The organism is Microbacterium sp. Leaf320, from assembly GCF_001423485.1.
GTDB lineage: Bacteria > Actinomycetota > Actinomycetes > Actinomycetales > Microbacteriaceae > Microbacterium.
Genome location: NZ_LMOD01000001.1, coordinates 972512 through 985073, shown reverse-complemented (window position 1 = coordinate 985073; position 12562 = coordinate 972512). Strand labels below are relative to the sequence as shown.

The window sequence follows — 12562 nt, the reverse complement described above, 5'->3', positions numbered from 1 at the left end:
TTCTGGTGCGCGCACCTGAGAAAGGCCCCCTGCCACCATGCCCATGGAAATCCTCCTCTTCGGCCTTCTCGCCGTGCTCGTCGTCTTCATGTTCGTCAACGGACGCAAGCGCCAGAAGCAGATGAAGGCGGAGCAGGAAGAGAAGGCGACCAAGACGGTCCCCGGTGTGAAGGTGCTGCTCCAGGGCGGCATCTACGGCACGATCGTGGCCTACGACCATGATGACCTCGACTCGCCCGCGCTCGTGGAGATCGCTCCCGGCACGGTCATCGAGGTGCACAGCCAGGCCATCCTCCGCATCGTCGAGCCCAAGGACGCCGTCGTCGACGAGGTCGACGACTCGGTCGTCGTGGTCGACGACGCACCTCTCGACGACGCTCCGGCGATCGAGACCACCGAGGAGACCCGTCGTCGTCTCGAGCGCGACGCCGACGACAAGTAGTCTTCACCGCTGCACCACCTCGGCACTCCGGCATCTAAGAAAGCTGATCACACGTGGCCACTTCTTCCCCGGTCCGTCACGCCTGGCGAGTCCTTCTCGGTCTCGTCCTGGTGACGGGCCTCCTCTTCGGCATCAACGCACTGGGCGTCTACGTCTTCAAGCAGAGCTCGTGGGCACCCGAGCTCGCGCTCGACCTGCAGGGCGGAACGCAGATCGTGCTCAGCGCCGAGACCGAGGACGGAGCAGCGCCCTCGTCGGAGCAGCTCGACCAGGCGGCGGCGATCATCCGGCAGCGCGTCGACGCCTCTGGTGTGGCCGAGGCCGACATCACCACCGAGGGTGGCCGAAACATCGTCGTCCAGATCCCGGGTGTCGCAGACCAGCAGACCCGTGAGCGGATCCAGTCCAGCGCCCAGCTGCAGTTCCGCCCGGTGCTTGCGACGACCGCCGGCACCAACACGTTCGTGGGCGAGGACGGCAACGAGACCGCGTTCCCGGCGCCGGACGATTCGGTCAACGACACTCCGACCGCTGAGCCGACCGATGCGAGCGATCTGTCGTGGGTCACCGACAAGCTCGCTGCCGAGTTCCAGGCCTACGACTGCGCGAACCCCGAGAACGACCCGTCCCGCGCCCCGCAGGATGAGCCGCTCGTCGCCTGCGACCCGACGGGGCAGGCGAAGTACCTCCTCGGTCCGACCGAGCTCACCGGCACCGCGATCACCGACGCCACGGCAGGCCGCGACCCGCAGTCCGGCGCGTGGCTCGTGCAGCTGACGATGAACGCCGACGGCACGGAGGCTTTCGGCGAGGTGAGCACGCGTCTCAATCAGAACCGCCTCGAGAACCTGACGCCCCGCGACCAGTTCGCATTCGTCCTCGATGGCTCCGTGATCAGCGCACCGCGGATGAACGGGCAGATCCTCGACGGTCGCCCCAGTATCTCCGGCGACTTCGATCAGGACTCTGCGACCGCCCTGGCAGACCAGCTCAAGTTCGGTGCGCTTCCGCTGAGCTTCACCGTGCAGAGCTCAGACACCATCTCGGCGACCCTCGGAACGCAGCAGCTGCAGATCGGACTGATCGCCGGACTCATCGGTCTCGCACTCGTCGCGATCTACTCGCTGATCGTCTATCGAGCACTCGGGTCTGTGATCATCGCGTCGATCGCGGTGATGGCCGTGCTCACGTACGTCATCATCTGCATCCTCGCGTGGCGACTCGGCTTCCGCCTCTCGCTCGCGGGTGTCGCGGGTCTGATCGTGTCGATCGGATTCACGGCCGACTCTTTCATCGTGTACTTCGAGCGAATTCGAGACGAGCTCCGTGACGGCAAGTCGATCACCTCGGCGGTCGAAGACGGCTGGGGTCGAGCGAAACGAACGATCTACATCTCGAAGTCGATCAACATCCTGGCGGCCGTGGTGCTGTACATCCTCGCGGACGCCACCGTGAAGGGCTTCGCATTCACCCTCGGGCTCACGACGCTCATCGACGTGTTCATCTTCGTGATCTTCACGCACCCGGTCATGCAGCTGCTCGCGAGGACGAAGTTCTTCGGCGGTGGCCACAAGCTCTCGGGCCTCGATCCTGAGTCGCTCGGGGCCGTGTACCGCAGCCGCTCGCAGTTCCGCCAGGTCTCGACGGCCACGGCCGGTCGGGGAGCGAAGAACGCCCGTTCACGCGGCGAGGCAGATCGCCGCCAGACCATCGCAGAGCGCAAGCGCGCCGAAGCACTCGCCGGTGACAGATCCACCAGCACCGGAAGTGAGGGGGACGCGTGATGGCTTCCATGAACGAATTCGGAAACAACCTCTACACGGGCAAGACGTCCTTCCCGTTCGTCGCGAAGCGCCGACTGTGGTTCATCATCGCGATCATCCTCGTGGTGGGCTCTGCTCTCGTGCCGCTGATCCGGCCGATCCAGTTCTCGATCGAATTCACCGGAGGATCGCAGTTCACGGTCCAGGCGCCGGACTCCACCGAGCAGCAGACCGCGACGGATGCCGTGCAGTCCGTCGTACCGGGTGCTGCGACCAAGGTGGTCGTCATCAGCGGCAGCGACATCCGCGTGCAGACCGACCAGATGAGCGCGGAGGAGACCCAGCAGGTCTCCGAGGCGTTGGCGGAGGCCTATGGCGTCGAGCCCGAGAGCGTCACATCGTCGTTCATCGGCCCGGCCTGGGGTGAGAACGTCACGAAGCAGTCGCTGTGGGGTCTCGCGATCTTCCTCGCGTTGACCTTCCTGATCCTCGCGATCTACTTCCGCACCTGGAAGATGTCGGCTGCCGCGATCATCGGCCTGCTCGACGTGCTCGTGATCACGGTGGGCGTGTACGCGCTGGCCGGCTTCGAGATCTCGCCCGCTGCCGTCATCGGCTTCCTGACGATCCTCGCGTACTCGCTGTACGACACCACCGTCGTGTTCGACAAGATCCGCGAGAACACCACGGAAGACGGCGAGAACTCCTCTCGGACATTCGGCGAATCGGTGAACCTCGCGGTCAACCAGACCCTCGTGCGATCGATCAACACATCGGTGGTGGCCGCGCTGCCGGTCGGCGCTGTGCTCTTCATCGGCGCCTTCTGGCTCGGTGCCGAGTCGCTGACCGACATCTCGCTGTCGATCTTCGTCGGGATCCTGGTGGCCACGTATTCGACCCTCTTCGTCGCCGCCCCGCTCTACTCGCTCTTCCGTGAGAACGAGCCGCAGATCAAGGCCCGTGACGAGAAGGTGCGCGAGTCCCGCGAGAAGGCCGCAGTAGAGGCCTGATCGTTCCCGTTCTGCGGGGCCGCACCCCGCAGAGCACGCGTAAGCTGTTGTGATTCGGAGGTGAGCGGATGGCGGAACCGCAGACGGCGTCGCAGGGATCCAGCCTGAGACGACTGGTTCCCCGCATCTTCTCCCGCGCGCCCAGGGTCAACGACCTCGACAACCTGATCCGCACCGTGCGTGCGAACCATCCACGGGGTGATCTCGCGGTCATCGAGCGCGCCTACACCGTGGCGAAGGACAAGCACACGGGTCAGCAGCGTCAGAGCGGTGAACCGTACATCACTCATCCGCTCGCCGTCGCCCAGATCCTCGCAGAGATGGGCCTCGGTCCTCGAGCGATCGCGGCGGCACTCCTGCACGACACCGTGGAAGACACGGGCTACGCGCTCACCGACCTCACCGCCGAGTTCGGCGACGAGGTCGCCATGCTCGTCGACGGCGTGACCAAGCTCGACAAGGTCAAGTACGGCGAGAGCGCGCAGGCCGAGACCGTTCGCAAGATGATCGTCGCGATGTCGAAGGACATCCGCGTACTGCTCATCAAGCTCGCCGACCGACTGCACAACGCGCGGACCTGGGGCTTCGTGCCGCCTGAGAAGGCCGCCAAGAAGGCCAAGGAGACGCTCGAGATCTACGCGCCGCTGGCCAATCGCCTCGGCATCCAGGCGATCAAGTCGGAGCTCGAAGATCTGTCCTTCGCCGTGCTGCATCCGAAGATCTACAACGAGATCCACAATCTGATCGCTCAGCGAACTCCGCAGCGCGAGAAGTACCTCGCTCAGGTCGTCGAGGAGATCGACGAGGATCTGAGGGATCTGCGCATCCGCGGCAAGGTCGTCGGGCGCCCGAAGCAGCTATACTCGGTCTATCAGAAGATGGTGGTCCGAGGCCGCGAGTTCGACGACATCTACGACCTGATCGGCATCCGCGTGCTCGTCGCGTCCGTGCGTGACTGCTACGCCGTTCTCGGTGCGATCCACGCCCGCTGGACGCCGCTCCCCGGTCGCTTCAAGGATTACATCGCGACCCCGAAGTTCAACCTCTACCAGTCCCTGCACACGACCGTGATCGGTCCGTCGGGGCGCACGGTCGAGATCCAGATCCGCACGCACGAGATGCATCAGCAGGCCGAGTACGGCGTCGCGGCCCACTGGATGTACAAAGAGCGCATGAACGGCGGCAAGGCCGAGGTTCGCGCGTCGGACAGCGACATGGCCTGGCTCGCGCACATCTCGGACTGGCAGGCCGAGACCGCCGATCCCGGTGAGTTCCTCGACTCCCTCCGCTTCGAGATCGGGGCGAAGGAGGTCTACGTCTTCACACCCAAGGGGCGCGTGGTCGGGCTCCCCGCCGGAGCGACACCGGTCGACTTCGCCTACGCCGTGCACACCGAGATCGGCCACCGCACGATGGGTTCCAAGGTCAACGGCCGCCTCGTGCCGCTGGAGTCCGAGCTCAAGAGCGGTGATGTGGTCGAGGTCTTCACGTCGAAGAACCCTGACGCCGGTCCGAGTCAGGACTGGCTCGGCTTCGTCAAGAGCACCCGCGCCAGGAACAAGATCCGCGGGTGGTTCACGAAGGAGCGCCGCGAAGAGGCGATCGAGCAGGGCAAGGAAGCCATCGCGCGCGCGATGCGCCGACAGAACATGCCCTTGCAACGTCTGATGAGCCAGGACTCGTTCGCCGAGGTCGCTCACCAGCTCCGCTATGAAGACGTCTCCGCGCTGTACGCCGCGGTCGGAGAAGGCCATGTCTCGACGCAGTCGGTGCTCGAGAAGGTCACAGCACTCGTCGCCGCGACCGACCCGGCCACCGGTCCGATCGATCTCCCGGGCAGCATGCCGTCGCGAGAGCCGCGTGCCGGTGACTCGGGCGTGCTGGTGCGAGGCGCTTCCGACATCCTCGTCAAGGTCGCCAAGTGCTGCACGCCCGTTCCCGGTGACGAGATCGTGGGGTTCGTGACGCGCGGAAGCGGCGTCTCGGTGCACCGCACGGACTGCCCGAACGTGAAGGCCCTCGCCGGCGAGGAAGATCGCTTCGTCGAGGTGTCCTGGGCGCCGACGACGAAGAGCGTCTTCCGCGTGCAGATCCAGGTCGAAGCGCTGGACAGGTCGGGTCTGCTCTCAGACGTCACCCGCGTGCTCAGCGAGCACCACGTCAACATCCTCTCGGCGACGGTCAGCACGACCGACGAGCGCCTCGCGATCAGCCGTTTCGTGTTCGAGATGGGTGACGCCGTGCACCTCGATCGGGTACTGAACGCCGTGCGACGCATCGACGCGGTCTACGACGTCTACCGCGTCACGTCGTCCTGACGAGCAGCCTCTCGAGCGCTCCGCGGCCGGCGCGCTTTCCCGGTACCCGCGACAGCGCGTCCAGATGTGTGATGGCTTCGGACACCAGCTGCGGGTCGACGAGGGACAGCAGCACCATCCAACGTCGCAGCGACTCGTCGCGGTAGAGGCCGAGTGCGAGGTCGGTCATCGTGCGCGCGGGCGTCATGACCGGCACTCCGCCGATCCAGACGAGATCGGATGCGGGCAGCGCGGTGTCGTGCAGGGTGACACGCGCGGGAACGGCGGGGCGGATCCGCCTCTGCACCGCCCGTCTGACGTGGTGACGCGCCGGGGGAGTGTCACCGGCACCGTGGATCCACGCGGCCGTCGGTCCCGATGCCGCGGTATCCGCGGGGATGAGAGTCGCGACGGCAGCTGCTCGCGCGCTCGCGCTCTCGACCAGATCGGCCGGGATGTACCCCTCGCCGAGTTCGATGAGATGACCGTCGAGCCGTGCAGCGCTGAGTTCGGGGGCGGTCAGCCGGCCACCCGGCAGATACAGGAACGCGGGATGCATCCCGCCAGTCTGGCGCGTTGCATCCCGCGTTCCGGGTCGATCCGTGGATCTGTGGAGAGGGTCAGCCTCCGAGGGCGCTGAGCCAGGTGCGGCGTGCCTCGAGAGCATCCGCTGCGACCTTGGCCGCCTTCTTGTCGCCCGACTTCTCTGCCGCGGCGAGCTCGGCCTCGAGCTTCTCGATGGCCTCGAGCAGCTGCGAGCTCATGTCGTTGGCGCGCGCCTTGGTCTCGGGGTTGTTCTTCTTCCAGTCGACCTCTTCGCGAGCCTTGAGCGCCTGTTCGATCGTCCGCAGGCGATCGTCGAGTGCACGCTCCTTCTCACGGGGGAAGATGCGGCCGAGCTCGTCCCACTGGCGCTGGATACCGGTGAGCAGCGCGCGGGCGCGCTTGATGTTCGGCTCGTCGGCAACCGCTTTGGCCTCTTCGAGCAGTGCCTGGCGTGCCTCGATCTTCGGACCGGATTCGGCTTCCTCCGCGGCGGACTGCTCGGCGCGTGCCGCGTACAGCGCGTCACCGGCAGCCTTGAACCGCGCCCAGAGAGCGTCGTCCGCCTTGCGGCCAGCGCGGCCTGCGGCCTTCCACTCGTCGAGGAGGTTCCGGTACGACGGGATGCCGTCGACGCCGCGCGGGGCGAGGGCCTCGGCGCGTTCGACCAGACGGGTCTTCGCATCGCGGGCGCTCTTGTGCGTGTCGTCCAGCTCGGAGTAGAAGGCGCGGCGCGCCTTGTCGACGGTGCCACGGGCGTCTCGGAATCGCTTCCAGAGCTGCTGCGACACGCTCTTGGAGAGGCGAGGTCCGTTCTGCTGATGCGCCTGCCACGCATCGAAGAGCTCGCCGAGCTCGGCAGTGACCTGCTTCCACTGCACCTTCGAGAGATCGCGTGCGGCGATCGCCTCAGCGCGCTCCACGAGGGCGGTGCGCTCGGTGACGGCCTGATCGACGAGGGCCTTCGCGGCCTGCGCCTCCTGTGCCGTCGCCTCCGACAGCGACGCGGTCAGCGTGTTCAGCCGCTCGCGGAGTCCGGCGAGATCACCGACAGCCGCGGCGTCCGTCGCCTCGTCGAGCAGATGACCGGCCTGCTTCACGAGATCGCCGGCGGACGCGCCACCGGACTGGTGGCGCTGCTCGAGGGCATGGACCTTGAAGGCGATGTCGTCGTACTTGCGCACGAAGTAGGCGAGTGCCTCGTCGGGAGTGCCGTCGGGGTACTGCCCGACGACGCGCCAGTCTTCGCCCTCGCGGACCTCGACCGTGCCGTCTTCTGACACGCGACCCCACTTGGCGGCATCTGCGGCAGACGACGCGCTGACAGGCGCGGCGGTGGCAGCCGGAGCGGCAACGGCGGGCTTGGGCAGCTTCCGCGGCAGCGGGGCGGCGGGTCGGGTGGGAACGGGGGGAGTCGGCTTCGACGGCTCTGTGGCAGACACGGTGATTCTCCTTGCGCGGTAGGGCCCGCGGGAGGCGGAAAGGACGACCTTCAGCCTAGTACGCCAGGGAGCCTGCGATGTGGTGGTCGCTTCTCCCAATGGTCGTTATCGATCTGTGAGCAGAACGTTCGACGCAGGAAACACTGCGCGTCACATGCGGGAAACACCGTGCTCCTATCGTCGCCTCCACGACGTCCCCCGCCGAATGGAGCAGCATGAACGAGGCCATCCTCACCACGGAGGAGATCGTGGTCGTCGGAGCAGGCATGGTGGCGCACCGATTCGTCGAGAGCCTCATCAGTCGGGCTGAGAAGCCGATGCACGTCACGGTCATCGGCGACGAGGGACTCCACCCGTACGACCGTGTGGGGCTGACCGGCTTCCTCCGCGGTGGGACGCCGCAGGGGCTGGAGCTCGACCGTTCGGTCTTCGATGACTTCCGTGTGCGGTTTCTCGCCGACGACCGCGTCCTCCGCATCGACACCGCGGGACGCACGGTGACGACGCGATCCCGTCGCGTGATTCGCTACGACACCCTGGTGCTCGCGACGGGTTCCTACGCGGCCACGCCGGAGGACATCGACGGCACGGATCTCGTCGGGTGCTTCGTGTATCGGACACTCGACGACCTGGAGCGACTCGATCGCTATGCCGCCGCGCGTGGGCGGGTGGCCGGCCGGCCTCTTCGCGGCGCGATCATCGGAGGCGGTCTGCTCGGGCTCGACGCTGCTGATGCGCTGGTCGCGATGGGCATCCAGCCGAGCGTCTTCCCGCACTCCGAACACCACACCTCCCGGCAGCTAAGTCCGTCCGACGAGAGGGAGGTCACTGCGCTGATGGAGGCGAGGGGCATCGAGGTGCGTTCCGGCGTACGCCCCACCCGCATCATCACGGAGTCGTCCGCCGGCGTGAGTGCGCTAGAACTCGATGACGGGTCGATCGAACCGGTCGACGTCGTCCTGTTCGCAGTGGGAGTGCGGCCGCGGGACGAGCTCGCGCGCAACGCATCGATCGAGGTCGCGCCGGCAGGCGGCATCGTGATCGATGAGCGCTGCCGCACCTCCGAGCCGCACATCCTGGCGATCGGCGAGGTCGCGTGGTTCGAGGGGCGCTGTGTCGGTCTCCTTGCTCCGGGCCTCGTGATGGCCGAGGTGGCGACGACCAGGGTCCTCGGAGGGGACGCCATCCTCCGCAGCAACGGGGACCCGTCGATGCTCGGTCTACGCAGTGTTCGCATAGCGGACGTCGGCGAGTCGGGGAGGGCCGATCGCGAGGCGCAGGAATGGAACATGTCGTCGTCCCGCGCCGGTGGCAGCGGCATCACCGCAGGTCGCACGCCGCGAGTGCGCGCGCTCCAGGCGATCTGATGTGGACGGCCGTCGTGTGCGCCGAGCGCGGGCCGCTTCGGTGACACCGCCGGACTCGCCCCTGATCGGCTGCACTGTCATCGTGGTGGGCGACGAGCATCGCGCCGACATCGCTGCGATGCTCGCGGGCGGGGGCGCCGTCGTCCGCGGTGTTCGGGTCTCAGATGGCGCCGCACGAACGAGCGAGAAGGAGCGGCTCATCGGCACGGTCGCAGGCGCCGAACGCGGTGAAGCCGATGCCGTGCTGTTCTTGTCGGACGCGGCAGCGACATCGTGGGCAGCGGTCGCCGAGCAGACAGGCTCACTCGGCCGCATCCGGCGCCGCATCGACGCGGGCCGCCTGCTCGTGGTCGTCGGAGGGGCGAGCGGCGCGGCGGCGATGAAACGGATGCAGATCCGGACCGCGATCGCGAACGCCGATCGGGCCGGGACCTTCGCACGCCACGTCATCGAGCATTTCGAGAGCGGTGGCGCTCCGTCGCTGCCGACCGACTCGGGGCGGATGCAGGTGAGAAGCAGGGGCGTCGTGGTCGATGACGGGTTCATCCCGCTCACACGATCCGCCACCGCGCTGATCGACGCACTGGCAGCGGCAGGGGGGAGCGTTCTCTCGCGTTCGGAACTCGGCGACGTCCTCCCCGGGGCGGAGCGCACCGCTCACGCGGTGGAGGTCGCGGTCGCACGCCTGCGTGAGGCGCTGGGAGACCGGGCACTCGTACACACGGTCGTGAAGCGCGGGTATCGGCTCGCCGTCATCGATGCCTGATCGGTCGGAGAACGGCCGACGTCAGACTGGAGGTCCGCACGGGTGCGGGATCGGCGCGTCTCTGCTACTCGACGGGTGCGTCAGTGGGGACGGGCTCGGGGACAGTCGTATCCGTCGGGAGCGGAGCCTCGGTCGGCTCGACGCTGGGAGTGGGGTCGGGTGCCGGCGGATTCGCCTGCGCGTACGCGACCTGGCTGCCGATGGCGGCCACGACGATCAGGGACCCGACGATGCTCGCGATCGTGTTGTCTCGGACACGGCGGCGGATCTGCCCGTCATGCCAAGCCCTGCGGGCGTTGTGGAGACGAACGCGCTCCGCTTCGGTGCGCGACTGCGCGCTCTTGGACCCGCGTCCGGCCATTGCGTGCTCCCTTACTGGACGTGAATGTGCACCGTCGCCTGAGAGCCTACCGTCGCGGCCGGCGCACGCTGATCCTGCCCGCGGTGTCGGTGCGCCGCGTTAGCCTGGACGGATGACCTCCGCCGCTGCACTGCTCTCCGGGCAGACGCCCCTCGCGGTGCGCATGCGCCCCGTCTCCCTCGACGAGGTGGCCGGACAGAAGCACCTGCTGCGGGCGGGTTCGCCGATCGTGGCCCTCGCGGATCCGGCGGCGACGTCGCCCGGGGCGGTGTCGATCATCCTCTGGGGTCCGCCGGGCACCGGCAAGACCACGCTCGCCCAGGCCATCGCACGGTCGTCCGGTCGGCGGTTCGTCGAACTCTCCGCGATCACCGCCGGCGTGAAGGACGTGCGCGAGGTGATGCAGGAGGCGATCACGCAGCGCGACCTGTACGGCCAGACGACGATCCTGTTTCTCGACGAGATCCACCGCTTCACCAAGGCCCAGCAGGACGCGCTGCTGCCGGGGGTCGAGAACGGCTGGGTGCTGCTGATCGCGGCGACCACCGAGAATCCCTCGTTCTCGGTGATCTCCCCGCTGCTCTCACGTTCGCTGCTGCTGACCCTGCAGCCGCTGACCGACGACGACATCGGTCTCCTCGTCGACCGGGCCGTCACCGACGCACGCGGGCTGAACGGTGCGGTCACCCTCGCAGACGACGCGCGCGCCGCGCTGATCAGGCTCGCCTCCGGTGATGCCCGGCGGGCGCTCACCGGGCTCGAGGCCGCGGCTGCGGTCGCTCTGTCCAACGGCGAAGACGGCGCGGTGCCGGCCGCGACCGCCGACGACGTGGCCCAGGCCGTCGACAAGGCGCTGCTGCGTTACGACCGCCAGGGCGACGAGCACTACGACGTGATCAGCGCGTTCATCAAGTCGATCAGGGGATCCGACCCCGATGCCGCGCTGCACTATCTCGCTCGCATGATCGAGGCGGGGGAGGATCCGCGCTTCATCGCGAGGCGTCTGGTGATCTCGGCCTCCGAGGATGTGGGGCTCGCCGACCCGCAGGCGCTCACGATCGCGGTCGCGGCCGCCGACGCGGTCGCCTTCATCGGCATGCCCGAGGGAAGGATCCCGCTCGCCGAGGCCACGGTCTATCTGGCTACCACCGCGAAGTCGAACGCCGCGTACACCGGTATCGACGCGGCCATCGCGGACATCCGCTCCGGCGGATTCGGTCGGGTCCCGCTGCATCTGCGCGACGCCCACTATCCGGGGGCCAAGCGACTCGGTCACGGTCGCGGCTACGTCTATCCGCACGACAGCGAGTTCGGCATCCTCCCGCAGCAGTATCTGCCGGACGAACTGCAGGGCAGGCGCTACTACGAACCCAAGAACCTCGGGGCGGAGCGGGACATCTCGGCTCGTCTCGAGCGCATCCGACGCATCCTCGACGGCCGCTGAGCCTGGATCTGTTAGACTGGATCGGCTCGAAACCGAGTTTTCGGGCATCTCCTCGTTCACACCACACCTTGCTGGCGCCCCGGCGTGCGCTCCAAGGCAGAACGCGGACGATACGTCCGTGAGTCGTGAAAGACGCGACCACGTCATCGGAAGGAAAACTTCGTGACCACGAAGTCCCAGGACCGCCGCAAGGTTCGTCTGAGCCGTGCCCTCGGCATCCCGCTCACCCCGAAGGCCGCCCGCTACCTCGAGAAGCGTCCCTACGCTCCGGGTGAGCACGGCCGCACCAAGCGCAAGGCTGACAGCGACTACGCCGTCCGTCTGCGTGAGAAGCAGCGTCTGCGCGAGCAGTACGGCATCCGCGAGAAGCAGATGCGCAACACGTTCAACGAGGCTCGTCGTCAGGACGGCCTGACCGGTGAGAACCTGGTCGAGCTGCTCGAGATGCGTCTCGACGCTCTCGTCGTGCGTTCGGGCTTCGCCCGCACCACCGCACAGGCTCGTCAGCTCGTCGTGCACCGTCACATCCTCGTCGACGGCCAGCTCGTCGACCGCCCGTCCTTCCGCGTGAAGCCGGGTCAGCTCATCCACGTCAAGGCCAAGAGCGAGGGCACCGAGCCCTTCCAGGTCGCAGCGGCCGGCGGTCACGCCGAGGTCCTGCCTCCCGTTCCCGGCTACCTCGAGGTCGAGCTCGACAAGCTCCAGGCTCGCCTGGTTCGTCGTCCGAAGCGTGCCGAGGTCCCCGTGACCTGTGAAGTGCAGCTCGTCGTCGAGTACTACGCAGCTCGCTGAGTTCAGCTTTTCCGCAGAAGGCGTCGGGGTTCACCCGACGCCTTCTGTCGTTTCCGCATACGATGGAGGCACCGCGCCTTCGCGGGTCAAGGGCAAGGATGGCGACATGAAGAACGTGCTGTGGTTCCTGATCGGAGTGATCGGCGGCTTCGTCGCGGCTCATTTCATGAACAAGGACCCGCGCGGTCACGACATCCTCGCCGAGGTCGACGCGCGATTCAACGCGTTCACGGCGATCATCGGCGACTCCTACCGCGACGAGAAGGCACGTCTCACCGACCCCGCTGACGACTGACCGGCGCGCCTCACCGCACGCGGTTCTCGTCATCTGTTTC

The 12562-nt window shown here is 67.3% G+C and carries 12 protein-coding genes; 9 read left to right on the top strand and 3 right to left on the bottom strand.

Going from position 1 to position 12562, the window contains the following annotated elements; genetic code table 11:
- The first annotated feature begins 37 nt into the window (after positions 1–37).
- The 4 genes from ASF63_RS04695 (at position 38) to ASF63_RS04680 (ending at position 5533) form a co-directional block, all read left to right on the top strand.
- Positions 38–442 carry a preprotein translocase subunit YajC gene (locus tag ASF63_RS04695; protein ID WP_321163149.1) on the top strand — a complete coding sequence of 135 codons (405 nt, stop codon included), beginning with the start codon at positions 38–40 and terminating at the stop codon, positions 440–442.
- Between the two features lie 53 nt (positions 443–495).
- Positions 496–2226: a protein translocase subunit SecD gene (gene secD / locus ASF63_RS04690; RefSeq protein WP_056510004.1), complete on the top strand. Its 1731-nt coding sequence runs from the start codon at positions 496–498 to the stop codon at positions 2224–2226.
- Complete coding sequence (gene secF / locus ASF63_RS04685; RefSeq protein WP_056510001.1) at positions 2226–3215, top strand: protein translocase subunit SecF; 990 nt, start codon at positions 2226–2228, stop codon at positions 3213–3215. Before secD ends, secF begins: the two co-directional genes overlap by 1 nt.
- A 68-nt stretch (positions 3216–3283) precedes the next feature.
- The gene (locus tag ASF63_RS04680; protein WP_056509999.1) at positions 3284–5533 is read left to right on the top strand and encodes a RelA/SpoT family protein; all 2250 of its coding nucleotides are present in this window, start codon (positions 3284–3286) and stop codon (positions 5531–5533) included.
- Here the strand turns inward: ASF63_RS04680 and ASF63_RS04675 are convergent.
- The gene (locus ASF63_RS04675) at positions 5520–6071 is read right to left on the bottom strand and encodes a type IV toxin-antitoxin system AbiEi family antitoxin (RefSeq protein WP_056509997.1); all 552 of its coding nucleotides are present in this window, start codon (positions 6069–6071) and stop codon (positions 5520–5522) included. The two genes, ASF63_RS04680 and ASF63_RS04675, sit on opposite strands and share 14 nt — an antisense overlap.
- Positions 6072–6132: 61 nt before the next feature.
- Complete coding sequence (locus tag ASF63_RS04670) at positions 6133–7497, bottom strand: DUF349 domain-containing protein (protein WP_082477820.1); 1365 nt, start codon at positions 7495–7497, stop codon at positions 6133–6135.
- 215 nt (positions 7498–7712) lie between these two features.
- On the opposite strand from ASF63_RS04670, the gene ASF63_RS04665 reads away from it, so the two are divergent.
- Both ASF63_RS04665 and ASF63_RS04660 read left to right on the top strand, forming a co-directional pair.
- The gene (locus tag ASF63_RS04665) at positions 7713–8864 is read left to right on the top strand and encodes an NAD(P)/FAD-dependent oxidoreductase (RefSeq protein WP_056509995.1); all 1152 of its coding nucleotides are present in this window, start codon (positions 7713–7715) and stop codon (positions 8862–8864) included.
- A gap of 82 nt (positions 8865–8946) precedes the next feature.
- Positions 8947–9630: a winged helix-turn-helix domain-containing protein gene (locus ASF63_RS04660; protein WP_235560688.1), complete on the top strand. Its 684-nt coding sequence runs from the start codon at positions 8947–8949 to the stop codon at positions 9628–9630.
- A 64-nt stretch (positions 9631–9694) separates the two neighbouring features.
- On the opposite strand, the gene ASF63_RS04655 is transcribed toward ASF63_RS04660, so the two are convergent.
- On the bottom strand, positions 9695–9991 hold the full coding sequence (locus ASF63_RS04655; RefSeq protein ID WP_056509991.1) for a hypothetical protein: 297 nt from the start codon (positions 9989–9991) through the stop codon (positions 9695–9697).
- Between the two features lie 112 nt (positions 9992–10103).
- Between ASF63_RS04655 and ASF63_RS04650 the strand changes: the two genes are divergently transcribed.
- From ASF63_RS04650 to ASF63_RS04640, 3 genes are all read left to right on the top strand, one after another.
- Positions 10104–11435: a replication-associated recombination protein A gene (locus tag ASF63_RS04650; protein ID WP_082477819.1), complete on the top strand. Its 1332-nt coding sequence runs from the start codon at positions 10104–10106 to the stop codon at positions 11433–11435.
- Positions 11436–11597: 162 nt separating this feature from the next.
- On the top strand, positions 11598–12227 hold the full coding sequence (rpsD, locus tag ASF63_RS04645) for a 30S ribosomal protein S4 (protein WP_052677824.1): 630 nt from the start codon (positions 11598–11600) through the stop codon (positions 12225–12227).
- 106 nt (positions 12228–12333) lie between these two features.
- A complete protein-coding gene (locus tag ASF63_RS04640; protein WP_056509989.1) occupies positions 12334–12522 on the top strand; it encodes a hypothetical protein in 189 nt (62 codons plus the stop codon).
- Positions 12523–12562: the final 40 nt, after the last annotated feature.

Bases quoted from the DNA above. Each gene is read 5' to 3' on its own strand.
- ASF63_RS04695 (WP_321163149.1), top strand. From the start codon at position 38: ATGCCCATGGAAATCCTCCTCTTCGGCCTTCTCGCCGTGCTCGTCGTC.
- secF (WP_056510001.1), top strand. From the start codon at position 2,226: ATGGCTTCCATGAACGAATTCGGAAACAACCTCTACACGGGCAAGACG.
- ASF63_RS04680 (WP_056509999.1), top strand. From the start codon at position 3,284: ATGGCGGAACCGCAGACGGCGTCGCAGGGATCCAGCCTGAGACGACTG.
- ASF63_RS04675 (WP_056509997.1), bottom strand. From the start codon at position 6,071: ATGCATCCCGCGTTCCTGTATCTGCCGGGTGGCCGGCTGACCGCCCCC.
- ASF63_RS04665 (WP_056509995.1), top strand. From the start codon at position 7,713: ATGAACGAGGCCATCCTCACCACGGAGGAGATCGTGGTCGTCGGAGCA.
- ASF63_RS04655 (WP_056509991.1), bottom strand. From the start codon at position 9,991: ATGGCCGGACGCGGGTCCAAGAGCGCGCAGTCGCGCACCGAAGCGGAG.
- ASF63_RS04650 (WP_082477819.1), top strand. From the start codon at position 10,104: ATGACCTCCGCCGCTGCACTGCTCTCCGGGCAGACGCCCCTCGCGGTG.
- ASF63_RS04640 (WP_056509989.1), top strand. From the start codon at position 12,334: ATGAAGAACGTGCTGTGGTTCCTGATCGGAGTGATCGGCGGCTTCGTC.